The organism is Sporosarcina sp. FSL W7-1349 (assembly GCF_038003045.1).
Lineage (GTDB): Bacteria > Bacillota > Bacilli > Bacillales_A > Planococcaceae > Sporosarcina.
This window is the reverse complement of sequence record NZ_JBBOOK010000001.1, coordinates 964793-988140: the sequence shown is the minus strand read 5'-3', so window position 1 is coordinate 988140 and position 23348 is coordinate 964793. Positions and strand designations below refer to the sequence as shown.

Annotated in this window: 26 protein-coding genes; 21 read left to right on the top strand and 5 right to left on the bottom strand. The window is 46.5% G+C overall.

The features are described from left to right. Positions 1 to 2 precede the first annotated feature (2 nt). The 3 genes from MKY41_RS04975 (at position 3) to MKY41_RS04965 (ending at position 3674) form a co-directional block, all read left to right on the top strand. Positions 3 to 803: a hypothetical protein gene (locus MKY41_RS04975; protein WP_340743990.1), complete on the top strand. Its 801-nt coding sequence runs from the start codon at positions 3 to 5 to the stop codon at positions 801 to 803. Positions 804 to 975: 172 nt separating this feature from the next. After that, a complete protein-coding gene (locus tag MKY41_RS04970) occupies positions 976 to 3030 on the top strand; it encodes a catalase (protein WP_340743989.1) in 2055 nt (684 codons plus the stop codon). Positions 3031 to 3233: 203 nt separating this feature from the next. Continuing rightward, positions 3234 to 3674 carry a DUF3237 domain-containing protein gene (locus MKY41_RS04965; protein WP_340743988.1) on the top strand — a complete coding sequence of 147 codons (441 nt, stop codon included), beginning with the start codon at positions 3234 to 3236 and terminating at the stop codon, positions 3672 to 3674. 38 nt (positions 3675 to 3712) lie between these two features. Here MKY41_RS04965 and MKY41_RS04960 read toward each other — a convergent pair whose 3' ends face one another. After that, positions 3713 to 4597 carry a TIGR01777 family oxidoreductase gene (locus tag MKY41_RS04960; RefSeq protein ID WP_340743987.1) on the bottom strand — a complete coding sequence of 295 codons (885 nt, stop codon included), beginning with the start codon at positions 4595 to 4597 and terminating at the stop codon, positions 3713 to 3715. 184 nt (positions 4598 to 4781) lie between these two features. On the opposite strand from MKY41_RS04960, the gene MKY41_RS04955 reads away from it, so the two are divergent. From MKY41_RS04955 to MKY41_RS04920, 8 genes are all read left to right on the top strand, one after another. Next, positions 4782 to 4955, top strand: a complete 174-nt coding sequence (locus MKY41_RS04955; RefSeq protein ID WP_340743986.1) for a Zn-dependent hydrolase — start codon at positions 4782 to 4784, stop codon at positions 4953 to 4955. Next, the gene (locus tag MKY41_RS04950) at positions 4942 to 5514 is read left to right on the top strand and encodes a Fic/DOC family protein (RefSeq protein WP_340743985.1); all 573 of its coding nucleotides are present in this window, start codon (positions 4942 to 4944) and stop codon (positions 5512 to 5514) included. The genes MKY41_RS04955 and MKY41_RS04950 overlap by 14 nt, the downstream gene beginning before the upstream one ends. Before the next feature lie 402 nt (positions 5515 to 5916). Continuing rightward, a complete protein-coding gene (locus MKY41_RS04945; protein ID WP_340743984.1) occupies positions 5917 to 6228 on the top strand; it encodes an inner-membrane translocator in 312 nt (103 codons plus the stop codon). 205 nt (positions 6229 to 6433) lie between these two features. Beyond that, complete coding sequence (locus tag MKY41_RS04940; protein WP_340743983.1) at positions 6434 to 6958, top strand: RNA polymerase sigma factor; 525 nt, start codon at positions 6434 to 6436, stop codon at positions 6956 to 6958. 19 nt (positions 6959 to 6977) lie between these two features. Beyond that, the gene (locus tag MKY41_RS04935) at positions 6978 to 7730 is read left to right on the top strand and encodes a hypothetical protein (protein WP_340743982.1); all 753 of its coding nucleotides are present in this window, start codon (positions 6978 to 6980) and stop codon (positions 7728 to 7730) included. Continuing rightward, positions 7727 to 8566 (top strand): hypothetical protein, encoded by an 840-nt coding sequence (locus MKY41_RS04930; RefSeq protein ID WP_340743981.1) that lies wholly within the window; start codon positions 7727 to 7729, stop codon positions 8564 to 8566. The genes MKY41_RS04935 and MKY41_RS04930 overlap by 4 nt, the downstream gene beginning before the upstream one ends. Beyond that, entirely contained in the window at positions 8560 to 9306 is a 747-nt protein-coding gene (locus MKY41_RS04925) for a hypothetical protein (RefSeq protein ID WP_340743980.1), read from the top strand. Before MKY41_RS04930 ends, MKY41_RS04925 begins: the two co-directional genes overlap by 7 nt. Continuing rightward, the gene (locus MKY41_RS04920) at positions 9303 to 10169 is read left to right on the top strand and encodes an ABC transporter ATP-binding protein (RefSeq protein WP_340743979.1); all 867 of its coding nucleotides are present in this window, start codon (positions 9303 to 9305) and stop codon (positions 10167 to 10169) included. Before MKY41_RS04925 ends, MKY41_RS04920 begins: the two co-directional genes overlap by 4 nt. A 768-nt stretch (positions 10170 to 10937) precedes the next feature. On the opposite strand, the gene MKY41_RS04915 is transcribed toward MKY41_RS04920, so the two are convergent. Both MKY41_RS04915 and MKY41_RS04910 read right to left on the bottom strand, forming a co-directional pair. After that, positions 10938 to 11132 (bottom strand): hypothetical protein, encoded by a 195-nt coding sequence (locus MKY41_RS04915; RefSeq protein WP_340743978.1) that lies wholly within the window; start codon positions 11130 to 11132, stop codon positions 10938 to 10940. Positions 11133 to 11218: 86 nt separating this feature from the next. After that, the gene (locus MKY41_RS04910) at positions 11219 to 11764 is read right to left on the bottom strand and encodes a DoxX family protein (RefSeq protein ID WP_340743977.1); all 546 of its coding nucleotides are present in this window, start codon (positions 11762 to 11764) and stop codon (positions 11219 to 11221) included. A gap of 213 nt (positions 11765 to 11977) precedes the next feature. Here MKY41_RS04910 and MKY41_RS04905 point away from each other — a divergent pair, with 213 nt between their 5' ends. The 4 genes from MKY41_RS04905 to yfkAB all read left to right on the top strand — a co-directional run bounded on the left by MKY41_RS04905 (position 11978) and on the right by yfkAB (position 17097). Further along, on the top strand, positions 11978 to 13339 hold the full coding sequence (locus tag MKY41_RS04905) for a cyclic 2,3-diphosphoglycerate synthase (RefSeq protein ID WP_340743976.1): 1362 nt from the start codon (positions 11978 to 11980) through the stop codon (positions 13337 to 13339). Positions 13340 to 13588: 249 nt separating this feature from the next. Beyond that, on the top strand, positions 13589 to 14752 hold the full coding sequence (locus tag MKY41_RS04900) for an MHYT domain-containing protein (protein ID WP_340743975.1): 1164 nt from the start codon (positions 13589 to 13591) through the stop codon (positions 14750 to 14752). After that, entirely contained in the window at positions 14716 to 15930 is a 1215-nt protein-coding gene (locus MKY41_RS04895; RefSeq protein WP_340743974.1) for a putative bifunctional diguanylate cyclase/phosphodiesterase, read from the top strand. Before MKY41_RS04900 ends, MKY41_RS04895 begins: the two co-directional genes overlap by 37 nt. Positions 15931 to 15984: 54 nt before the next feature. Beyond that, entirely contained in the window at positions 15985 to 17097 is a 1113-nt protein-coding gene (gene yfkAB, locus MKY41_RS04890) for a radical SAM/CxCxxxxC motif protein YfkAB (protein ID WP_340745636.1), read from the top strand. Between the two features lie 77 nt (positions 17098 to 17174). On the opposite strand, the gene MKY41_RS04885 is transcribed toward yfkAB, so the two are convergent. Next, entirely contained in the window at positions 17175 to 17726 is a 552-nt protein-coding gene (locus tag MKY41_RS04885; protein WP_340743973.1) for a YusW family protein, read from the bottom strand. Positions 17727 to 17920: 194 nt separating this feature from the next. On the opposite strand from MKY41_RS04885, the gene MKY41_RS04880 reads away from it, so the two are divergent. The 6 genes from MKY41_RS04880 (at position 17921) to MKY41_RS04855 (ending at position 22375) form a co-directional block, all read left to right on the top strand. Beyond that, complete coding sequence (locus MKY41_RS04880) at positions 17921 to 18904, top strand: ABC transporter substrate-binding protein (protein WP_340743972.1); 984 nt, start codon at positions 17921 to 17923, stop codon at positions 18902 to 18904. Further along, entirely contained in the window at positions 18904 to 19935 is a 1032-nt protein-coding gene (locus MKY41_RS04875) for a FecCD family ABC transporter permease (protein WP_445683321.1), read from the top strand. Before MKY41_RS04880 ends, MKY41_RS04875 begins: the two co-directional genes overlap by 1 nt. Next, on the top strand, positions 19922 to 20722 hold the full coding sequence (locus tag MKY41_RS04870; RefSeq protein ID WP_340743970.1) for an ABC transporter ATP-binding protein: 801 nt from the start codon (positions 19922 to 19924) through the stop codon (positions 20720 to 20722). The genes MKY41_RS04875 and MKY41_RS04870 overlap by 14 nt, the downstream gene beginning before the upstream one ends. Next, a complete protein-coding gene (locus tag MKY41_RS04865) occupies positions 20709 to 21125 on the top strand; it encodes an ankyrin repeat domain-containing protein (protein ID WP_340743969.1) in 417 nt (138 codons plus the stop codon). The genes MKY41_RS04870 and MKY41_RS04865 overlap by 14 nt, the downstream gene beginning before the upstream one ends. Next, entirely contained in the window at positions 21122 to 21457 is a 336-nt protein-coding gene (locus tag MKY41_RS04860) for an antibiotic biosynthesis monooxygenase (protein ID WP_340743968.1), read from the top strand. The genes MKY41_RS04865 and MKY41_RS04860 overlap by 4 nt, the downstream gene beginning before the upstream one ends. Before the next feature lie 399 nt (positions 21458 to 21856). Next, on the top strand, positions 21857 to 22375 hold the full coding sequence (locus tag MKY41_RS04855) for a DUF1572 family protein (protein WP_340743967.1): 519 nt from the start codon (positions 21857 to 21859) through the stop codon (positions 22373 to 22375). Positions 22376 to 22448: 73 nt separating this feature from the next. Here MKY41_RS04855 and MKY41_RS04850 read toward each other — a convergent pair whose 3' ends face one another. Continuing rightward, on the bottom strand, positions 22449 to 23210 hold the full coding sequence (locus MKY41_RS04850) for a methyl-accepting chemotaxis protein (RefSeq protein ID WP_340743966.1): 762 nt from the start codon (positions 23208 to 23210) through the stop codon (positions 22449 to 22451). Positions 23211 to 23348 lie beyond the last annotated feature (138 nt).

The window sequence follows — 23348 nt, the reverse complement described above, 5'->3', positions numbered from 1 at the left end:
AGGTGGAGAAGATCAAAGAGTTGGTCCATCGACTGAAGAAGGAATTGCAAGACGGTTTCCAGGTGAAAGTGCTGGAGTCGCTGACGTGGAATTTGCCTGTCCGTTCCATCGACATCGAATATGAAACGATCCGAAAGTCGAAAATGGATATTTTAATGAAAATGATATTGGTCGCCTTTCAAGAAGGGTCCATTTCGGATTCGGAGGAATTGAGCGACATTTTATTGGTCGAACCGCTTTTTATCCAAGATTTGATTGCCAAGATGGAGAGAACGGGCATCATCGGAAAAAACGGCTCGTATTTTACCTTGACGGCAGCCGGAAGAAGACAGTTGGAATCCGGTGTGTTTGAAAGTGAGCCGGAGCGAGGCGTCCACACCGCCCCCTACAGCCCGGTCCATCAAGCTTTCCTGAAGGGGGAGGGGAAGGCACCTTCAGAAGAAGTCGTTGAATTGTACCGCTATGCGGATGAGACGGATGGATGGGATGTCACCCGTTTGAGAGATGAGGAGATGCTCGACATTCTCCGTGCGACAGGCATCGAATCGGCGGAGGGCGAGGTCCAAATCGTCGTCTCCAACATCATCTCGGCTTCGGAAAGCGGGGCCGAGCAAGAAGTCCCCTGCATCGAATTCCGATTGCATCAAGCCGCGGAAGACCTGCTCTATGCCCGCGTATGGAACACATTGACGGAGCAATGGGATGGACAGCTCGAAGCCGAGTTGAATGAAAAAGAAGTGAAGACATGGCGGGAGCGGTATGTACCAGGCGCCCAAACAAACATGAAAGTTCGAAAAACGTGATTGTGTAAACAATCGCGTTTTTTTCATTAAACCCGATTGTTCGGTTGTCCGGGATCCGTTTAAAAGGGCATGACCGAGGGAAGAAGGGTATAGATTGCTATTTCGGTAGAGGTTCAGAAGATCATTGACGGGCAATCTGGCAAACTGATTCTAGGAAAAGGGAGATGACAAAATGGATCAGAACAAGCAACAGCCTATGAATCGCAAGGATGAACAATTGGAGCCGTTCCGCAAAAGGAACACAGGTCCGGACAAGCAAATGACAGAAGAGAGCGGCATGAAGGTCGCAAATGACCAAAAGACGTTACGGGCGGGAAACCGCGGGCCGCTGCTGATGCAGGACTTCCACTTCTATAAAAAACAAACGCATTTCAACCGGGAAAGGATCCCCGAAAAAGTCGTCCATGCCCGGGGGTTCGGGGCGTACGGTGACTTTGAACTGTACGAATCGATGCAAGATTACACAATGGCAAAGTTTTTGCAGGAACCTGGGAAGAAGACGCCTGCGTTTGTCCGGTTTTCGAATTTCATCGGGAATAAAGGATCGAAGGACACGGCCGTGGACATTCGAGGGTTTGCGGTGAAATTTTATACGGAAGAAGGGAACTACGATTCTCTGGCGTTGCAATTCCCTGTCTTCATCCTCGCCGATGCGATGAAATTTGCGGATGTCACGCATGCGGCGAAGCCGAATCCGAAGACCCATATCCCGCAGGCGACCGTCGCGCATGACAGCTTCTGGGACTATGTCGTAAATAACCCGGAATCCGCACATATGGTCATGTGGGTCATGTCGATGCGGGGTCGCCCGAGAAGCTGGCGGATGATGGAAGGCTATCCGATCAATACATTCCGTTTTGTGAATGCGGAAGGGGTTTCGACATTTGTCCGATTCGTCTGGAAGCCGAAGCTCGGCGTGCACTCGCTCCTGTTGGATGAGGCGAACTTGATTGGCGGGGTCGACCCGGATTTCCACCGCCGGGACTTGATCGAGGCCATTGAGAGCGGGGCATATCCGGAATATGAGCTCGGGGTGCAGTTGATTGCCAATGAAGATGAATTCAAGTTCGATTTTGACATTTTGGACGATACGAAACTATGGCCAGAAGAAGAGATTCCGGTGAAGATTATCGGGAAACTTACGCTGAATCGGCTTGTGGACAATTTCTTTGCCGAGGAAGAGCAGTCGGCGTTCAACCCGTCCAATCTCGTGCCCGGTATTGAATTCTCCAACGATCCGGTGCTGCAAGGACGATCCTTCGCCTACCGGGATACCGAATTGTACCGACAAAACTCCGCGAACTATGAAGAACTTCCAGTCAATCGGCCGATTGCGGAAGTGTCGAATAATTTTCGGGACAGCTACCAAAAGCATACGATCGACACAGACACCGTCCATTACCATAACAATTCATTGGCCGAAAATACGCCTGCCGAGATACCATCGGAGGAGGGCGGCTATGAGAATTATCCGAAGCCGGTGGAAGGGCAAGTGACGAGAGAACATCCAAGCGATTCATTCGAGGATTATTATACGCAGGCAAGGATCTTTTGGAATAGTTTGTCCCTGCCGGAGAAACAAGATTTGGTGGAATCATTCAGTTACCACCTTGGAAGCGTGAAGGATGAAGGGATCCGCCAAAAGAACGTCGAAATGTGGGCGAATGTGGACCAGGAGATGGCCAGCCTTATCGCGGCCAACATCGGAGTGGAGAAACCTAATAATTCACATGTTCAAGAGGAACGAAGCTACCCTTCCCTAAGCCAGCTGAATTCTCCGCACTCCGCGATGACCCAGAAGGTTGGCGTGCTGATCGGAGACGGGTTCGATGGGGAGGAAGTGAAGAACACGCTAGAGACTTTGCAGAAAAATGGGGTCACCTTCGACATCGTCTCTGAAAAATTAGGTCCGGTGACCGCGGAAGACGGGACGGCGCTGCAGCCGAACAAAACGTTCATGACGACCCATCCGACTTTGTATGATGCGATCTATGTCGTTGGCGGGAAATCGGGGAACCAACTGAAATTCGATCAGTATCTGATGGATTTCGTTCGGATGCAGTATGTCCATATGAAACCGATCGGCGTAGCGTCCAGCGGTCATGCGTATCTACTGCAGGGTGAGCAGAATAATATGGCCGGTGTCGTATCGGCAGCCGACAATGCCGATTTTGCCGCTCAATTTGTCGAAGCCATCGCCAAGAAACGTTATTGGGATCGAACTTGAATTTCAAGATAGTCAGCGGCATGAATACAAGTGTGACAGCCTCTTTCGGATAATGGTTCCGGAAGGGGTTTTTTGGGGGGTATTGGGTTAAGTTTCTGTGGAATTCACTGAAATAAATTGAAAATGGATAGTATTATAACAAATCAAAATAGACTTCTTTATAATGGAGAAGGTAGAAATTTCATCTCGCAGGAGGAAATAGAATGGAAAATTCATTTAAAGTAACTATCACAGTGGGCCCACCAATAGAAATCGGACACACAGGAGCCGGAATCCGAAGGGTGATTCCCATTACCGGCGGCACGGTCGAAGGGGCGGGGTTACACGGGGAGGTCCTGCCGGGCGGCGCAGATTATCAGTTGATCCGAAACGATGGTGTGACCGAAGTGGTGGCCCATTATGTGCTCCAGATGAGCGATGGGGAACTGATTTACGTGGTCAATAAAGGATACCGCCACGGACCACCCGACATCATGGAGAAACTGAAGGCTGGTGAACCTGTACCGGACGGTTCCTATTATTTTAAGACGACGCCAGTATTCGAAACAGCCAGTGAAGCCTACCAATTTTTAAATAGGACGATCTACGTCGGAAACGGAATTCGGCGGCCTGCTGCTGTGGAGATTACGTTTACGGAAGGGTAATGACTAAAAACGTGACGGTGCTTCGCCGTCACGTTCCATCATTTCAAAATCTGTCCAAGCGCTTGATCAATCGTCTCATACGTGAACTCGAATCCCTCTTCCAACAGACGTTCGGGCAACACCCAGCGGCTTTTGAGGATCAATTCCGTTTCGGTACGCATGAAAACAGCGCCCATTTCCAACATCCATGCAGGGGACGCCAAGCCGAATTTTCGGTTCATCGAATTCCGTAGCTGCGCCATGAATTCCCGATTGGTGATCGGGGAAGGGGCGGAGCAATTGAAAACCCCATCCAACTGCTCATTCGCCTGGAGGAATAAAAGAATCCGGAACACGTCTTCGATATGGATCCAGCTGAACATTTGGTCTCCCGATCCTTGCACGCCACCGAGTCCGAAACGTACTAAGTTCCGGTAAGGGCCCATCACTCCGCCTTCACCGAGAACGATGGCGAGTCGTAAGGCGACCTTTCTCGTTTTCGGCAGATCAAACGAGAACAACGAGTGTTCCCAGGCTTTTGCAACTTCGACGGAAAAGCCGGTGCCGATTTCGCCGCCCGACTCCGTCATCGGTCTGTCTTCGGCATGCCGATAAATGGTGGCCGTGCTGGAGTTGATCCAAAGCGGAGGCGGGTTTTCGCAATGGGCCAGTGCCTGTCCGAGTATTTCCGTCGTTGCGGTGCGGGAGTCGAAAATTTCACTCCGGTTTTTCGTATTGTATCGACAATTCACCGATTTTCCCGCCAGATTGATTAGCATCTCTGCATTTTCCAACGCTTGGATGATGCCATCTCGATTATTCCATGAAAGATGTTGGGGGCGTCTCGAAATATGGATGACGTCATACCCCAAATCAGTGAACTTCTTTTCAATATATTGGCCGATGAAACCAGTTCCACCTGCAATTACGATCTTCTGTTTCATTCGAATCCCTCATCTCATATCTTTCCTTACGTCATAGGACGTCGGGGAATCCGGTTTAGTTCTTTTCGAAAAAAAAGGTGTAGGTTTCCCGGAAAGGTGACTGGCACTGATAGAGGATTTCTGGAAAAAAACGCGGTTATGTTGTATAATAGAGGAAAGAATTGTACGTGGAAGGGGCCGGACGATGAAGGAATTAACGATGGAGTCGAAGGAATTCAAAAGGGTGCTTCACAATCTCCATTTGGAAAATATGACCCTTCATACCGCTCTGCAAAAAAGAGTGCTGGAGCTGATCAATTCAGGAGTTCCAATCACATCCGCCATGATTCAGGAAGCGCTGGACTGTGAAAAGATATAATAGTGAAGAAAATGATCCGTACCTGTTGCGGCATAATTTGTTAGGGATCCAAACGTACGAACAGCTGGAGGAAGCGGAAGCGTTGGTCTTTTCAATCCGTGCGGCTGAGTTGGAGCAAAGAGGCTTTCATTTTCCATTCACCAAAGAGGGTTTCAAAAGTTTACATCAGCATTTATTTCAGGATCTTTATTCATTTGCCGGCGAGTTTCGGGACGTTCAGCTAATGAAGGGCGGAACGCGATTTTGCCAAGTGGAACATCTCGACTTGTATTCGGCTGATCTGTTTTGCAAGCTAGGCAAGGAACCGGGCTGGACCACGTTGGAGGAAGCGGCCGACCGACTGGCTTTCTTCAAATCCGAACTCAATATGCTGCATCCTTTCCGGGAAGGGAACGGACGGACGACGCGTATTTTCATACACGCCTATGCGCGGTCGAAAGGGGTGGAGTGGGCATACGAGACAATTCCGAGAGATGTGTATATGGAAGCGATGATTGAATCGGTCATCAAGAGCGATTCCTTGAAGGCACTTTTTCTGAAAACCCTGGACTTTTTGTGAATAACTAAAAAAATGCGAAAAAGCCGATCCATTCATGTAATGGGTTCGGTTTACAGGGAGAAAACATTAAATATCACAGTAGTAGTGGGACACAATTCGCATATGGATTGGTGTCCCTATTTTTGTTGTTATATCTATGTTCGGGACATTTTTTAGAAGGAATTCGTACCACGATTGGTTTTTGAATCTGCAATATCGCAAAAAAGGGTGGATAGGAGATCATCATTGACGATCTTTTTTATGTCGTATCGGAATCATAACTTGTAACAGAAACATTTGCTAGATGGTCAAATGTGGTAATATGGTATAGATAGCTCTTCAACAAACGGGCCAAATTACGAAATAACTATATCCAGTTGGGATAGTTTTTAATGACATGGTCGTGCATAGGGGGATGAAGCGATGGAAGGTTTAATATTAACTTTATTTATCATTGTAATAATATCGCTTAATGTTGCTTCTTTTATATTTTTTAAAAAGTGGAAACCAAGTCTTATTATTGCAGGATTTGTTATGATTATTTTTGCCCCTGTTCTTGGCTTTTCAAGTGGTGCATTATTTCTCCGTTTCTATGATTGGGATTCAGGGGGAACAGGAGAGGGTGCAGGCTATGGTGGAGCATTTTTAGGTTTAATTACTTTGGTTAATGGGATTCTCATACTATTGATCGGAATTGTTATGTTGATTATAAGAGTAATCGCAAAACGACGTTAATATTTCCTCGTAAAGCAATCGGGCCATTTAGTTGAAAAATTGGCTGCCTTTATAAGGTAACTTTTCTTAATAACACAAAGGGTTGTCTCATTACGAGGCAACCTTTTTGTAGTTGGTACTAAAGTCTTATTTTTATGAAATCTAATAATTTTTAAATCCTTTATTGCAACTCATTTGTTCACTATATGAGAGGGTGATAACCGGTGTGAAAGAAGATAAGCAATTGATCAAAAAAGTAAAACAAGGTTCTGAAGCTGCTTTAGAACAACTTGTCAGTAAGTATTACGAACAAATTTTTCATTATAGTTTTCGTCTTCTTGGTTCCTATGAAGAGGCAAGTGATGCCACGCAAGACATATTCATCTCCATGATGAAGGCTCTATCGACCTATCAGGAAAGACGGAAATTTAAATCATGGCTTTTCACCATTGCCTATAATCGGTGCATGAACAGTTTTCGTGAGTTAAAAAGAAGTCATTTAGAAATGACTGTACAACAAGACGATCAGGGGGATGGAGATTTTGCGGAAAGATATGTCGAAAGGAAGTTTGTGGAAGATTTAGTGAATACGTTACCGGATATTCAGAAAAATGCCCTGCTATTAAAGTATTATCATGGGTTGACGGCAAAAGAGATTGCTCATATTACAGGCGTCACTACGACCACCGTGAAATCGCGGCTCTACCAAGGACTTCAAAAGTTGCAAAAAATCGTTAAGGACGGTGAGTAAAATGAGGGATGATTTCAAAATGGATGAACAGATAAAAAAAATCCTAGATAGCTATAGAGTCAGCTCCCCGCTTCCTGAAGACCAAGAACAAACTCTGACGATTCTAAAAGAATACTTGCCCGGAAAGAAAAAAAATACGCTTCTGCGGACGTTTAAAAATTTACTGGGCATCGCACTCCAAGAGCTACTGGCCACAAGCAAACTGCATTATTTCATTATGATTGCTTTAATATTAGCGTTATTTCCATTCCTTGATGCATCAATCGATCCGTATCTAATGCTATTTTTTACAGCACCTATACCATTGTTCATTGGTTTTTGGAATCTCTCAGGAAGAGGGCATAACGTCATGAAAGACCTTGAAAAAACTTTTGTGTTTTCATATGAACAAGTGCTTTGTTCACGAATCATAACCATTACTGGCATCTCTATATTATTTTTGATGATCCCCATTTTGTATTTTCTTTTATCAGGCTTTCATATGGAAACATTTTCGATATTCAGACTAGTTATGTACGGAGTGACGCCGACTTTCATATTCTCCGTCTATCTCTTATACATTGCAACAATCCGACATGAAAATGTACTTGGCGTCTCTGTACTCGTCTGGGGGGCAATGGGATTTGCGGCGATTTCAACGCCGATTGGCGACATGATTTTGAGTATCCATTTAACTGCGTATGTACTGCTGAATGTTACTTTACTCATTCTCCTAATCTACATGATCGCCAGACTACTAAAGAATAAAGGAAGGAGCTTCGAAAACATATGAAGATTCTTCATGTTGAAATAAGAAAACTACTTTCTTTTAAAGAAGTCTATGTTGCTTTATTCATCTGCCTCGGAATGTTGACACTGTTTTTTTTCGCGGATAGAATGCCTGATCCTAACTTTACTTTTTGGTTATCCATTCATGACTTTATGCCACGTATGGGCTTTTGGTTTGTCGCAGTTATGATTGTGGTGGGAATTTCAAGAATGATTCCTTATGAAAGAGAAACAGGAATTGAGGAATTGCAGAAAACGTATAAACACGGAACAACTAAATTGCTCCTTGCTAAGTTGTATACAGTCTTCATTTATTGTGTTCTGGTAGTTACCTTTTTCTATCTTGTTGCACTTGTAGTCTATGGGTCAATCTATCCGATAGAAGGATACAATTTGCCAATGGTGGAGTCTTATCATACAAATCGGTGGCTCCAATTTCATAACCCACATATAGATGTATTCACCCGTTGGCAATACGTACTTTATGAGTATGGTTACATGGTCTTCGCAAGCTTTGTCTTCGGATTATTTGTCATTGTCGTTTCTTTGTTGACTAAAAGAAGTGTATGGGTCATGGCCATTTGCGGCGGATATTTTGCGTTGTTTGAGCTATATGCAAAATTGCTCAGCTCAATTCATCTTGGGGAGTTATTTTATTGGGTTTTTCACTTTCCGGCTAACTTACTGTATACATATGGCTACAACGGCATATTGGGTTTTAAATATATGGTAAGTGTTGAACTTCCAAATTATTGGATGATCTGTGTATCGCTATTTATCCCTATCACAGTTCAAATTATATTAATCATATCTATCTACAGGAGAAAGACGAAATGGTGAAGTATGAACTGAGGAAACTTTTTGCCCATCAATTATTCTTTCCAGCGGTGGTTGCCGTGCTCGTAATTTGGATATTCATGATGAGTCACACACCATCAGATGCAATTTTGATGAAGTCTCTAACCTTTTGGAATATTTTAGGTTCGTTTGCTATGGGGTTAATCATTTTATTGATAGCAACGAGAATTTTCTCCCAAGATAGAGAAGACCAAGTCGAAGATGTATTTAATACGACCAAGCGCGGTAAGAGGCAATTGTTTATCGCACGTCTCCAAGCAAGTTCACTCTTTACTATTGTCACTGTATTACTGTTTATAGGAATTCAGCTCGGAGGTGTACTTTTTTTCAAAACATCGGAGCAGGCCGTAAATATTCCCTATGATGTGAGTGTCACGGCGTACTTCATTCTTCAAACTTTCAGTGTGTTACTTGGGGCTAATTTCTTTACACTCTTTGCATGTGTTATTTGTTCGACTGTCAAATCGCATCCTATCACGCTAATTAGTTGCGGTCTATTATATGGCATTTCCTATATAACTCGTACGTCCCTAGTCAATAAGTACACAATCCATTGGTTGTTGGATAAAGGTTTTTTCTCCTACCTCATAAGGGGGAAACTATTTCACAATTCTCCAATTGATTTTGTGGAGCTTGGTTTGCTGGCTGCGTGGTATGGTATTTTGCTCGCTATCGTAATGATTATCAACAAAAATTTGCAAAGAAGGAGAAAAGAGATATGACGCTGAAAATCGAAAATATAACAAAGAAATATAGTGACAAATTTGTCCTGAAACAAGTAAGTTGTGAATTGTATGAAGGAATCTATGGCTTGCTAGGTCCGAACGGCGCAGGAAAATCAACCTTAATGCGCATACTCGTAGATGTTTTACAATCGACAAGTGGCCGCATCACTTACAACGGAGCTGACATTTCGACACTTGGCGAAAGTTACCGGGATGTACTCGGCTATCTTCCTCAGTCTTTCGGAGGCTATAGTAATTTCACTGCCGAAAAATTTCTCCATTATGTGGCAGCATTAAAAGGTTTGGAAGGTAAGGAAGCGATTGTCAAAGTCGATGAACTGCTTGATTTAGTCGGCTTACAAGATGTAAAGAAAAAGAAACTACGAGGGTTTTCAGGAGGAATGATTCAACGGGTCGGCATTGCGCAGGCGCTCATCAACGACCCTAAAGTTCTCATTTTGGACGAGCCTACTGCTGGACTCGACCCGAGTGAACGTATCCGGTTCAGAGGGATACTGTCTGAGTTATCTCAGGATAAGATCATTATTCTATCCACCCATATTGTTTCTGATATTGAATATGTAGCCAATGAGGTTTTATTGTTAAAAGCAGGCGAATTGATTGAAAAGAAGTCGCCAACTGAATTGCTTTCTGAACTAGAGGGCAATGTTTGGAGTATGATTGTAGAGGAGAAAGCCTATCTGAAGACAAAGCATAGACTGAAATTAGTCAATACGCATCACTTGCAAGGTAAAGTGGAGGTACGTGTCATTTCAAACGACAAGCCCGGTGACAATGCTATTGCCGTTTTACCACGTATGGAAGATATTTATGTTTATTATTTTGGGGAAAACGATTGAATCGCACACCTTTATCGTATTCAAGAAAAGGGCACTTTAGCGGAAGAATAAAGGTCGTGCCTCAAACAGACCATTTAGTTGCATAGGTGTTTGAATTTTCTTTTTTAACTACTAAAAGTTAATATAACCTCTCATCCAAAATATAGATGATACGGTAGAAATAACAGAGGATGCCATATCAAAGTTTAAATCTCAAATCATTACATGGAAAAAGAGAAAGCGATGGAATTCATGAATGCTATGGAGATGATTGTAATAATTGGTGTAAACGATGGAATAAATAATAACGGGGTTATCGCCCTAAACAATCTTGGTAATAATCTGTCAAAGGTAGAAAAGGCTTGTTATCTTTAAATACTAACAGCTGATATTTACTTTTACCATGTTTCGGACGATACCAATACAATTATTAACCCCTCCAATAAAGTATGTTAGTTCTATTAGTACTTTTCTTCGAAAGTGTAAAATGTTTAACCTTTTAATAAAAATATGCTGAAATGTTAGCCAAAATAAAAATGCACATACTAAAATTTACTTTTAGTAATGTGCATTTTTATAATGTGTGTAACATTATAAACAAGCCATGATGAGATAAGTCATCATGTACGATTACTTGTCTTTAATATTTACAGAGTAAGCTGTGCGTTTTTTACTTGCTTTTTCTATTGTCAATTTGTGTTTAAAGCATTCACCGTTATTTGACTTGCTATTAGCGTTTTTCTCCCCATCAACCGAACCCGTTACCATTCACGGACGGCTTTTTATAATTCATCTTCCTCCGCCCGGCTTCATCTGTTGCAATCCCGCTCTCATGGAAGCGACGGCGCTCGTCACATTCAGGATTACTGCAATCGCGATGCAGCCCCATTTGACAGGTTCGGGAAGCGCCACGGTGAGTGACACGATGAGCAAGGAGAAGCCGATAATGAGCATGGCCATATAAAGCACCAGTTTTTTAGACAAGCAAAACCACCCTTTCAAGGCTCCCTTTAAGTGTAACATGAAACCGGGAGCCGTGGTAGGCAAGACAGTCGGCAGCTCGTCTCGACTTATCTTGATTTTTCGGCTTTTGCCCATGGCGTGCCGAGAAGCGGCATGGCCCAACGGTCGAGGCCGTACCAGCCAGCGACTTTCCACGCCAGAACGAGCCAGGTGGCAAGGATGAACAAAATCGGGTTCGTGCTGAGCGTCCCGGCAAACAGGAAACTGACATTCATGAAGGCGCCGAAAAAGGCGGCAATGCCCGTCAGAAGCCCGAAAATCAATCCAAGGCCCACAAGCAACTCTCCGTATGCTACCAAAAAGCCGAACACTTTGGCATTCGGAAGGACGATTGTTTCAAGGAATGAGGCATACCAACCGGTCACGTCTCCGCCGTCCGCAGACTTGGCTAGTGCCCCGCCGACGAATCCTCGGATGGCATCGCCCGCGTGATCACCGGTCCACGCATCGCTTCTCACTTTCCCCCAACCGGCCATGAGCCAAGCATACCCGACGTATAATCGGATGATCAGCCATATAAGTCCAGAACGCGTATCATTGAATAAAAAATGAGAGACCGGATTTTCAGGCATGATAATTGTTTTTTCTTTCATTTCATTACCTCCCGTACATAATTTAGCCTATATCTTATTTCCTAGCTATATTTTTCACAGTTATGTAACGATTCCCTTCAAAAAGAATTATTTTCCTTGACTTTATTGTAGAAAAATCCTTTATTTTCAACCGAACAAAAATTCCCCTTTGTATTAAAATGCAAAAAGCCTTATAATAATGAAAGATAGTTACAGATTAGGAGAGAAGATTGCATGGACAGAAAAAATATTATTATCATCGGTGCGGCCGGTAGGGATTTCCACAACTTTAATACACATTATCGCGATAACGATGCCTATCGTGTAGTTGCTTTCACGGCGACCCAAATTCCGGATATCGACGGACGAAAATATCCGAGTGAATTGGCAGGCGATTTGTATCCGGAAGGGATTCCGATTTATTCACAAGAACAGTTGCCACAATTGATCCAAGAGTTGGATGTGGATGAATGTGTCTTCGCATACAGTGATGTCAGCTATGACGACGTGATGGGGGTCGGCGCGATTGTGAATTCTGCGGGTGCCAACTTCACATTGCTCGGATCAAAGAGCACGATGTTGAAAAGCAATAAACCGGTCATTTCGGTGTGCGCGGTACGGACTGGAACAGGGAAAAGCCAGACGTCCCGGAAAATTATCGAAACCTTGCTGGAGCATGATTTAAAAGTGGTTGCGATTCGCCACCCGATGCCATATGGCGATTTAGTGGCACAGCGGGTTCAGCGTTTTGCGACTGTTGAAGATTTGAAGCATCACAATTGTACGATTGAAGAAATGGAAGAATACGAACCGCATGTGGCGCGCGGAAATATCGTCTATGCAGGCGTGGATTATGCAGATATCTTACAAGCGGCGGAAAACGATCCGGACGGATGCGATGTCATCTTATGGGATGGCGGGAATAATGACTTTTCATTCTACGAGCCTGATTTAGCGGTCACTGTATTGGACCCGCATCGCCCCGGCCATGAGCTGAAATATTATCCGGGCGAAGTGAGCTTGCGTACCGCTGACGTAGCCATCATTAATAAAGTCGACAGTGCTGAAGCGGAAGCTATTCAAATAGTCGAAAATAATATTAAGAAGGTCAATCCAGATAGCGTTATTATGAAAGCGGAGTCCAAAATCACGGTGGATCATCCCGAGCAAATTGCTGGAAAGCGTGTTTTAATCGTCGAAGATGGTCCGACGTTGACGCATGGCGAAATGAAACTCGGGGCGGGCACTGTGGCAGCGCAGCGTCTAGGCGCAAAGGAAATAATCGATCCACGACCATATGCAGTCGGCACCATTGCGGACACATTCCGCAAATACGGCCATATCGGCAACCTTCTTCCGGCAATGGGCTATGGCGAACAGCAATTGAAGGACTTGGAAGAGACGATCAATGCGGCGGACTGTGATGCGGTAATCATCGGGACACCGATGGATCTGTCCCGTGTCATTTCCATCAACAAGCCTTGCACCCGGATCCATTATGATCTCGAGGAAGTCGGCAGCCCGGACTTGAACGAAATCTTGAAGAAATTCATCCAGGAACACCAGCTCGTTAAGGCACAGTCACCAAAAGCATAAAGCTTACCGAACCCCCACCATTTCGCGTTATATCGCGGTTTGGTGGGGGTTTTTTATTTTGGTCCCAGGCACTCAAACAAACATGACAAACATGAAAATTCAAACATTCACGTTTGTTTGAATAAACATGAATGTTTGTACACAAGGAACTGGAATAGATCTTTAGACTCTTAAATTGATTTTTAGACAAAAAATGATAGAATGATAGAGACTTTAGGTCGTTTTTTAGAAAAAATATGAGGTGGAATTGTGGAACATTCTTTGGCGTCAATGCATTCGCATCATAATACGTATCTCGTCGTCCTGTCGTATGTGATTGCCACAATGTCTGCGTATGTCTCGATTGATTTGGCGAGGCGGGTTATGTATTCTTCCCGGACCGCAAAATATGTCTGGCTCATAGCAGGGGCCGGGACGCTTGGCATCGGAATTTGGTCCATGCATTTTATCGCAATGCTCGCTTTTCAGTTCCCTGTTCCGATCTATTATGATGCGGTTTTGGTCGTCCTGTCGGTCCTAATTGCGATTGTAGGCTGTTTCTTGGGATTTACTATCATTTCACGGAATACCAAAAGTTCATCCCGGTTTATCCTATCGGGAATCATTATGGGATTAAGTATTGCAGCGATGCACTATGTCGGCATGGCGGCGGTGAAACCCGTTACGATCACGTACAATCTTCTGTTAGTGATCGTGTCCATTGTCATCGCCATTTCCGCGTCTTGGGTGGCGATTGGCCTTGGCTTTCGCTCTTCCAATACAGCACAGGGGATGCCATTCGGGTTGAAGGCTGTCTTTTCGCTCATCATGGCGGTTGCCATCGCGGGCATGCATTATACCGGAATGGCCGCCACACAATTTACGGACCATGGCCATCCTGCCGTTCCTGCATCCGACATGGATACTTCACTCTTGGCCTGGATTGTGGCAGGCCTTACGGTTCTGGTGTTTACTCTCTTCTTCTTTTCCTTGATTTTCGACAGGGTATGGAAGAGAAAAGAAATATTGCAGAAAACCTTACTGGACTCCATCGCGGACGGCATTGTCATCACCGACCAATCGGGCCGGATCTTGCATGTAAATCCCGCCTTTCTCCAATTGGCAGGGGGACACTTGAAACACCCGCATTTGCAGCAATATCATCCCGGGCTTGTACCTGACGCAGAACTGCCTTCCGGTTTGCAGGTCGAATTAAATTCCATGGTATTCGAAGTGAAGCGGAGGCCGGTCATAGGAGAAGCGTTGCATCAATCTCTCTGGCTTTTCCACGACCTGACGGAACGCATTCAGAATGAGCGTCAGATCACCTATATGGCGTACCACGATGCACTTACCCAACTGCCAAACCGCCACCGTGTCGATGTAGTTTTGAATGAATGGCGAGTACACAATCAATCGGGTGCATCATTTTGAATGTGGACCGGATGAAATTCATTAACGACATGCTTGGCCATCAGGAGGGGAATCTGTTGCTGCAGCATATAGCGGAACGGTTGTCGGATTTGTTGGAGGAGGGCGACTTTCTCGCCAGATTCGGCGGGGATGAATTCATTATCTTGGTAGCGAATGACCGCGTGAATACTGTAGAAGAGATTGCCAAGCGATGCGTTGAGCAGATGCGCGCGCCGTTCATCGTCCATGGTCATCCGATTTCCATCACGTTGAGCGCCGGATTATGCACGTATCCACGCGAAGCGTCGAATGCCGATGAACTGTTGCAATACGCCGATTTGGCGATGTCCGAATCGAAAAGGAACGGGAAAAATGAAGCAACGGCTTTCACCTTATCCTTGAATGAGCAATATCGACGGAAATTGCAAATCGAAGAAGCCCTTACAACGGCACTGTCGCATGGCGAGCTTCATCTCGTCTATCAGCCGAAAATCCGGATGCGTACAGAAGAGATAGAAGGGGTGGAAGCCTTGCTGCGTTGGACACATCCGGAGTATGGCCCGATCTCTCCAGTGGAATTCATCCCGATTGCGGAAGAGAAAGGGTTAATTCATACAATTGGGGAGTGGGTGCTCCGTGCGTCGTGTTTGCAGTGGGTGAGTTGGAGCCGAGAACTTGCCGAACCGCCGATCGTCGCTGTCAATATTTCGCCGATTCAGTTGACGCGCGACGATTTCCTGCCGACTTTGCTGGAAATTATTGAAGAGACGGCAATGGATCCCCGTTATCTGGAATTGGAAATCAAGGAGTCGGCCTCGCTTGGTTTTGAGGAGAAAAGCAGGGCCCTGTTGGAAAAAATCCGGACATTGGGAATCCATATTTCACTGGACGACTTTGGGACAGGCTATTCCTCCTTCAGCCATCTCAAAGAACTGCCGATCGACGTGTTGAAAATCGACCGCTCCTTCTTGCGCCAGCTAATCGGGAACAAAGGACAGGAAGCGATCGTTCGCTCGATCATCCATCTCGGCCATAATTTGAACTTCCGCGTGCTCGTCGAAGGAGCCGAAAAGAAGGAGGAGGTCGATTGGCTGAGGGAGGCCGGCTGTGATTTCGTGCAAGGGTATTATTATTCCAAGCCCGAAATGCCCGAACGCATTCTTCAACTAATGCGTCATGAAGGACAGCCACACGGTTGACGGAAGGTGTATAATGGGGTGGAGCAATTTAAATGAAATGAGTGAACAGAATTGATGAAAATGACGCCGGAGACGGATCCATGGGAAGCGTATTTGGATATCGAGAAGCACGGCAGGTTGACGTTATCGAGCATTGAATTTACGACAACGTATTTATGCAATATGCGTTGCGAGCATTGTGCCGTCGGTGATTTGCTGGCGCACCAAGACCCGGACGCCTTGCCGCTGGAGCTGCTCATTTCCCGTCTGGAGGAAGTGCCGCATTTGCGCACGTTGAGCATTACGGGCGGGGAGCCGATGTTTTCGAAGAAATCGGTGCAGAATTATGTCTTGCCTTTATTGGAATATGCCCATAAGCGGGGCGTGCGGACGCAATTAAACTCCAATTTGACAATGCCGCTGGACCGTTATATGATGATTGCCCCTTATTTGGATGTGCTGCATATATCCCATAACTGGGGCACCGTCGACGATTTTGTCGAAGGCGGGTTCGCCAATATGGAGCGCAAGCCGCCCGTCGACAAGCGCGCGGAACAGTTCCAGCGTATGATCGACAACAGCCGAGCCCTTTCGGAAGCGGGGGTGCTCGTTTCCGCAGAGACGATGTTGAATAAACGGACTGCCCCGTATTTGGAGAAAATCCACAAGCAAGTCGTGGGGGAGATGAAATGTGCTAGGCATGAGGTGCATCCGATGTACCCAGTTGCGTTTGCCTCGAATCTGGAAGTTTTATCATTGGATGAAACACGGGCTGCGATCCATCAGTTGCTCGATATCCGGGATGAATCGACGTGGATGCTGTTCGGGACATTGCCGTTCTACCCTTGCAGTGACAAGCGGGAAGATTTGGAACTGCTGGCGCGTCTGTATGACAGCCCGAATGTGTCGTTGCGGAACGACCCGGACGGCCGTTCCCGTTTGAATGTCAATATTTTCACGGGTGATGTCATCGTCACGGACTTCGGGGATACGCCGCCGATGGGCAATATTCAACAGGACGCGCTCCCGGTTATGCTCGATCGCTGGCTGGAACGGCCGTTGGCAAAATCGATCAGCTGCCATTGTCCGGAAGTCCGTTGTCTCGGACCGAATTTATTGGTCAAAGACGCGTATTACCAAGAAGAAGATTTTAGGGGCAAGCAATCGAGGATGGAACGTGTCTGGTAAAGGAGAAAAGAAGAGAACCGACTAGGAGTAGGCCTAGCCGGTTCTCTTTTTGTGTTGGACTCTATTCAACCCAACGATTATCTTTTCTCTTCATATTCAATTTTAGTCCCGTCCTTGAACCGGATTTCCAGTTCGAATTCGGTGTAGTCGGTCGGCAAGTTGAAGGCCGAGAGTGTGTTGGCAATGGCCTGTTCTTTGTCGGTCTGTTGAGTGATATCCAATTGTTCCAGAATAGGGAATAATTCATTGAACGCACCCGGACCTTTTTGTTCGACACCTTTCAAGGAATCCTCGATTTCGGCTTTGATGGAGCCGTCTGCCTTCTTTTCAATTTCCGCCTCGTATTCGGTATGATCCGCATACTCTACTTGCAGTTCAAATTCCTCATACTGCAGCTCATCCATTTTTTGCTGCATCTCTTTTGAATCGGCGGTTTTGGTTGGTGTCCCGGTTTCAGCCGGTTCCGTCGGCTGAGTAGTTTCTTCTGAAGGTGTTGCCTTGTTTTCAGCGGATTTCTCTTGGGCAGACGGAGTTTCGTCCACAGTCGGTGTAGGCTCCGTATCAGCTGAACAAGCGGCCAGCACTAGAGAAGAGGCGATTGCCATAGACCAAACTCTCCATTTTGTCATCGCTTCAACCTCCTTTCTCTCTTCCATACCCTAAATTGAGCGGAATAAAATATTTAAATTTATTGGAATAAACTTTCACGACTGTTTGGGTATCAGGCACCATTTTCCACAAACTCTAGTTGACATTGATTCTCATTATCATCTATACTCGAATCGTTGAGAATAATTCTCAGTTAATTGAGGGAGGTTTGAGAATGAAGAAATTGTTATATGCCATTGCCGTAGTAAGCATAATCGCTGTATTGGCGGCTTGCGGCAAGGCGGAGGAGAAAATGGATGGGGGTGGGGAGGCGGAGGCTTCTGGAAAGACAACAGAGAAAGCAGTGGAACAAGCTGGAATTGAAATTACCGACGCATTAGGTCAGACGCTGACATTTGAAACAGCGCCGAAGACGTTTGCCACGCTCAGTTCAGGAGATTTGGATATCCTCCTATCACTTGGCGCCAAAGTAGTGGGCCGTCCTACTTCACAAGCGCCGGTTGCTCCGGAGCTGGAAGAAGTGGAGCAAATCGGGAACCCGCATCAGCCGAATTTTGAGAAGATTGCGGTAGTTCATCCGGATGTTTTGCTAGCCTCGCCAAGCATGAAAGCGCATGCGGAAAACTTGGAACGGCAAGGGACGAAAGTAATCTATACATCTGCTAATAGTGTGCAAGAGATCCAAAATACGATTTCCATGGTCGGTTCACTTTTGAATAAAGAGGCAGAAGCCGACACATTAAATGGCACGTTGAACGAAGCATTGAAAACAGGCCAAGAATCCATTACGGAAAAAGGGACGAAAACATTGCTCGTCTACGGGGCGCCTGGGACATATCTCGCGGCACTGCCGACGTCTTTGTCCGGCAATCTGTTAGAGCTCGCGGGCGGGGAAAATATTGCGAATGATTTCCCAAATGAAGACCAATACCCGCAATATGCTAGCCTCAGTGTCGAAAAAATCATCGAGCGCAATCCTGAAGTCGTCATGCTCATCACTCATGGCGAACCGGAAGCAGTGAAAGCAGCATTTGAGAAAGAAATGATGAAAAACCCGGCATGGAAAAACCTGGATGCCGTCAAAGCAGGCCGCGTTATCGTGCTGCCATCCCATTTATTTGGCACCAATCCCGGAACAAAAGTGGTGGAGGCATTCCATGTCATGAAGGACAGTTTGGAAGAAGGTTCAGGAAAATGATCGCCGTCGGGGAACAAGCCTCCGAAGACCGCCATCCGCTCGCCAAAGTCCGGTTCATTGTCCTCCTTACCACAGCCGTACTCTTGTTCATCGCAACGATTGGCAGCTTGATGATCGGGCCTGTTTCATTCTCCCCAACGGAAGTTTGGAATGGCATTATGACGTCCGCGGATTCGCTGGAACGTCGGATTGTTTGGGAGTTGCGCGTTCCCCGGATGCTCGTCGGCCTCATTGTCGGCATGTGTCTCGCTGCGTCGGGTGCTATCTTGCAAGGGATCATGCGCAATCCGTTGGCGGATCCGGGTATTATCGGCGTTTCCTCTGGTGCCGGGTTGACTGCGACGGTGATCATGATTTTGTTTCCGGCGTATATTATGCTGCTGCCCGCTGCGGCATTCCTAGGTGCCTTGATTGCTGCATTGGTCATTTATGCGATGTCTTGGAAGGGCGGGGCTTCTCCGGTACGAATTATTTTGGTCGGAGTTGCGATCAACGCAGTCATCGGTGCTTGCATGAGTGCGCTCATGCTATTGTACAGCGACCGGGTCCAGTCGGTATTGCCGTGGTTGGCCGGGGGAATTGCGGGTGTCGGCTGGGTGCAGTTTGAAATGATCATCTATTACGCGCTGGCTGCATTGCTGCTTGCCTTGTTTGCAATTCCGCATATCCGGATTTTACGGCTGGGGGATGAAGTAGCGAAACTGCTCGGGCATAAGGTCGAGCGAAGCCGTTTTTTCCTCATCCTGCTCAGTACGCTGCTCGCGGGCATCGCAGTCAGCGTATCGGGGCTGATCGGATTTGTCGGTCTTGTCATTCCACATATCGTGCGCGCTCTCGTTGGCGGGGATTATCGGTACGTCTTGCCGATTTCGGCGCTTGGCGGCGGTTTGCTCGTTGTCGTGGCGGATACGATTGCCCGGACCGCTTTCAATCCGATCGAGTTGCCAGTCGGCATTCTGCTGTCCTTCTTAGGAGGTCCTTTCTTTTTGTACTTGATTCAGAAACGGAGGAATTCTTTTGCTGACAACTGAAGATCTATCGTATCGGCAGTCTGCTGAATTCCGGTTGGCGGAAGTCGATGTACATATCAAGAAAGGGGAGATTGTCAGTCTAATCGGCCCGAATGGCTCCGGAAAATCGACTCTTTTGCGCTTGCTGTCGCGGCTGAACGCTCCAGATACCGGGCAGATTTTGTTGAACGGCAAGGAAATTGCCCGGATGGATACCCGGGACGTCGCCAAGGCTCTCGCCATGCTGCCGCAAATGCACGATCACCAGCTCGATTTGACGGTTCGGGAGCTAGTCGGGTTCGGTCGTCATCCGCATCGTTCCACGTATGGGAAGCCGTTGCGGGGGGATGAAGAGATCGTCGAATGGGCCCTTGAAGTGACGAAGTTGTCCGGTTTCCGCAACCGGCTGCTGCATTCGCTATCAGGCGGGGAACGGCAGCGCGCCTGGATTGCAATGGCCATCGCCCAGCGGCCGAACATTCTATTATTGGATGAACCGACGACCTATCTCGATATCGCGCATCAGTTGGAAGTGATGGAACTCGTGACAGAGTTGAATGAAACATTCGGGATGACGATCGTCATGGTGCTGCACGACATTAACCAGGCGGCCCGCTACAGCGATCGGCTCATCGTCTTGAAGGAGGGGCGGATCCGCTATGACGGAATCCCGCAATGTGTGTTATGCAAGGAAATGTTCCGTTCGATTTTTGAAATTGACGCGGATATTTTCGTGAAAGACGGAGCTCATTTTTTTACACCGAATAAATTACGGAAGGATGATCGTTGTGAAAATGGAAAGTGTTAAACTGGAGCCAGTGGACGGGGAACTGGTCCGTACTTACATCGTGGCGGCCCATAGCAACTTGCAGGAAGTGAAAGCGTTGGTGGATCGGGAGCCGGCGCTGATCCACGCAGTCATGAACTGGGGAGGTGATGATTGGGAAAGCGGGCTCGGCGCCGCGGCCCATACGGGAAATCGGGACATTGCGGAGTTTTTGCTTTCGAAGGGTGCACGAATGGATATTTTCACAGCCGCCATGCTCGGGGAAGTGGAAATTGTGAAAAGCATGATTACGAGATTCCCGGAAATGGCGACGGCGAAAGGAGCCCATGGCATTCCGCTCATCCGTCATGCGGAACGCGGGGGCGAGCAGGCCTTGCCGGTATTGGATTTTTTAATGAATGATAGGGAGGATGAATACAAATGATGGTAGCCGTAAATACGATCCAGATTCAAAAAGGAAAAGGGGAAGAGGTGGCGAGCCGCTTCGCACAGCCAAAATCCGTGCATACGTTTGAAGGGTTCATTCGGATGGAAGTGTGGATGAAAGAGGACTCCCCTGAGTATGATGAATTGAAAGTTTGCACCACTTGGGAAGAACGCCGTTTCTTCGATAATTGGCTCGAAAGTCGGGAATCCCAGAAAGCGCATGGCTCCGGGAATGGCAGACCAGCCTCAAGCGAACCGAGCCCGTTTCTCGGGAATGAACTGACGACCTTCACTGTAAAGGCACAGCATCTGCCAGCAGCGAAAGCGTAATGATTGACGACCGCAGGCGATGGCGGCCACTGAAAACCAATCTCTTTATGGGGGGTGGTTTTTTACTTATCCAGAATAAGGAAGCTCCACTACAACATATCTCCCTTGTCCATGTAATACATTGTATAAATGACGCAGGAGAGGATGAGGGGTTGAAACGTTGGATTCTCTTTACCGTTGCAGTTTTCCTCGGCGTGCTGTTAGGTGTGCTGATGACGGTCTTTATGGAGTCTTGGTGAATAGGAAATTACGAAAAGGCAGAGCTTCCTAAGACAAGGGAGCTCTGTTTTCTTATCATACTATGGATTTGCTTCATTAGAATGATAGAATGAACCTAAGAGGCAATAGCAAGCGGATTAAACAGAGGATACGGGACGAAATAGAAAGGAGCTGCACATCATGTCAATTGGAACAGAATACATGCGCGTGATCCAAGAGCGTTTTCTCACCTTGAAAGAGCAGGGGGAGAAGGCGTTTGCACAGTTAGAGGAAGAGGATTTTCATTGGACCCTGAATGAGGCGTCGAATAGCATTGCGGTTATCATTCAACATATGAGCGGGAATATGATTTCACGCTGGACGGATTTTCTGACGACAGATGGAGAGAAGCCCGACCGGAACCGGGATGGGGAATTTGTGAATCAGCGTTTGTCACGTAATGAACTGGAGTTACGTTGGAATCATGGTTGGGAGACCCTATTTATTGCGCTAGGGAGTATAGATGAGGAAGATTTGCTGAGGACAATCCGCATTCGCGGGGAAAGTCATTCGGCGCTTGATGCTATCGAAAGACAGCTGGCGCATTATGCCTCGCATATCGGGCAAATCCTATTCATCGGTAAGCAAATCAAGGGAGAAGAGTGGGAGATCTTAAGCATCCCGAAAGGGCAATCGGAGGACTATTTGAAACGGAAGTAATCAGGTCAAACAAACGTGAATTTCACGTTTGTTTGAACAAATTAGATGATAACATGACGGTTTTTGAGTGCACTTATCCAACGTTTGCCTCTGTGATTTGCCTATTCAAGTTTTCGGTTATATTGCGGAGTTCGGTTGTAATCTGTTCAAATCCTACAACGGAAGAAAGCTGATCGTCGCAAGAAACAGAAATCCCTTCCAGATTCTTACGGTTCTTCTCAGTAATGAACGCCATCTCGTCGATAATCCCATTCACGTTGGCGACATTTCCACTGATCCGGTCTGCCATCGACTGGGCCGTTCCAAGCAAACTATGGACCTCTTCGACTTTCCCGACAATCGATACAAACTTTTCGTCTGCGCTTTTCATCTTGGCGATGCCGTGTTCTGTCGTTTCGGTCGTTCGATTCATTTCATTCCACAAATCTTGTGTATCCATTGTCAACTCATGCAGCACCAGGCCGATCTTTTCTACATGGCGATTCGAAAGGTCGGCTAGCTTCCGCACTTCATCTGCAACGACTGCAAATCCTTTTCCCGCTTCTCCGGCGCGGGCAGCTTCAATGGCAGCATTCAATGCCAATAAATTCGTCTGACTGGCGATTTGGGTAATTAACGACAAGGTCTCTTCAATTTCCCGAGATCGGTTATCCAACCTTTTCACGACACGACCCATCCGTTCAGTATAGGTGGAAATCACATTCATTTGATCGACGGCTTCTTCCATTCTTTCTTTTCCGAGAGATGCTTCTTCCAATGTCTGTTGGGAGGCTGCCACTGAATGATTCATCTGCTGCATGATAGTCGTTATATGACGCATGACATCATCGAGCATGTCCTTGCTTCTCTTCGAATACTCGGATTGTTCGCGAGCGGCTGATACCATCTGTTGAATGGAAGTGGAGATGGCATGCGACGATTTGCTAGACTCTTCTTATGTTTTCCTGACATCCACACAAACTAAAAAACAGAA

Excerpts from the sequence above, each read along its gene's own strand:
- MKY41_RS04970 (WP_340743989.1), top strand. The coding sequence starts at position 976 with ATGGATCAGAACAAGCAACAGCCTATGAATCGCAAGGATGAACAATTG.
- MKY41_RS04965 (WP_340743988.1), top strand. The coding sequence starts at position 3,234 with ATGGAAAATTCATTTAAAGTAACTATCACAGTGGGCCCACCAATAGAA.
- MKY41_RS04960 (WP_340743987.1), bottom strand. The coding sequence starts at position 4,597 with ATGAAACAGAAGATCGTAATTGCAGGTGGAACTGGTTTCATCGGCCAA.
- MKY41_RS04955 (WP_340743986.1), top strand. The coding sequence starts at position 4,782 with ATGAAGGAATTAACGATGGAGTCGAAGGAATTCAAAAGGGTGCTTCAC.
- MKY41_RS04945 (WP_340743984.1), top strand. The coding sequence starts at position 5,917 with ATGGAAGGTTTAATATTAACTTTATTTATCATTGTAATAATATCGCTT.
- MKY41_RS04935 (WP_340743982.1), top strand. The coding sequence starts at position 6,978 with ATGGATGAACAGATAAAAAAAATCCTAGATAGCTATAGAGTCAGCTCC.
- MKY41_RS04930 (WP_340743981.1), top strand. The coding sequence starts at position 7,727 with ATGAAGATTCTTCATGTTGAAATAAGAAAACTACTTTCTTTTAAAGAA.
- MKY41_RS04925 (WP_340743980.1), top strand. The coding sequence starts at position 8,560 with ATGGTGAAGTATGAACTGAGGAAACTTTTTGCCCATCAATTATTCTTT.
- MKY41_RS04920 (WP_340743979.1), top strand. The coding sequence starts at position 9,303 with ATGACGCTGAAAATCGAAAATATAACAAAGAAATATAGTGACAAATTT.
- MKY41_RS04910 (WP_340743977.1), bottom strand. The coding sequence starts at position 11,764 with ATGAAAGAAAAAACAATTATCATGCCTGAAAATCCGGTCTCTCATTTT.
- MKY41_RS04905 (WP_340743976.1), top strand. The coding sequence starts at position 11,978 with ATGGACAGAAAAAATATTATTATCATCGGTGCGGCCGGTAGGGATTTC.
- MKY41_RS04895 (WP_340743974.1), top strand. The coding sequence starts at position 14,716 with ATGGCGAGTACACAATCAATCGGGTGCATCATTTTGAATGTGGACCGG.
- yfkAB (WP_340745636.1), top strand. The coding sequence starts at position 15,985 with ATGAAAATGACGCCGGAGACGGATCCATGGGAAGCGTATTTGGATATC.
- MKY41_RS04885 (WP_340743973.1), bottom strand. The coding sequence starts at position 17,726 with ATGACAAAATGGAGAGTTTGGTCTATGGCAATCGCCTCTTCTCTAGTG.
- MKY41_RS04880 (WP_340743972.1), top strand. The coding sequence starts at position 17,921 with ATGAAGAAATTGTTATATGCCATTGCCGTAGTAAGCATAATCGCTGTA.
- MKY41_RS04865 (WP_340743969.1), top strand. The coding sequence starts at position 20,709 with ATGGAAAGTGTTAAACTGGAGCCAGTGGACGGGGAACTGGTCCGTACT.
- MKY41_RS04860 (WP_340743968.1), top strand. The coding sequence starts at position 21,122 with ATGATGGTAGCCGTAAATACGATCCAGATTCAAAAAGGAAAAGGGGAA.
- MKY41_RS04855 (WP_340743967.1), top strand. The coding sequence starts at position 21,857 with ATGTCAATTGGAACAGAATACATGCGCGTGATCCAAGAGCGTTTTCTC.
- MKY41_RS04850 (WP_340743966.1), bottom strand. The coding sequence starts at position 23,210 with ATGCTCGATGATGTCATGCGTCATATAACGACTATCATGCAGCAGATG.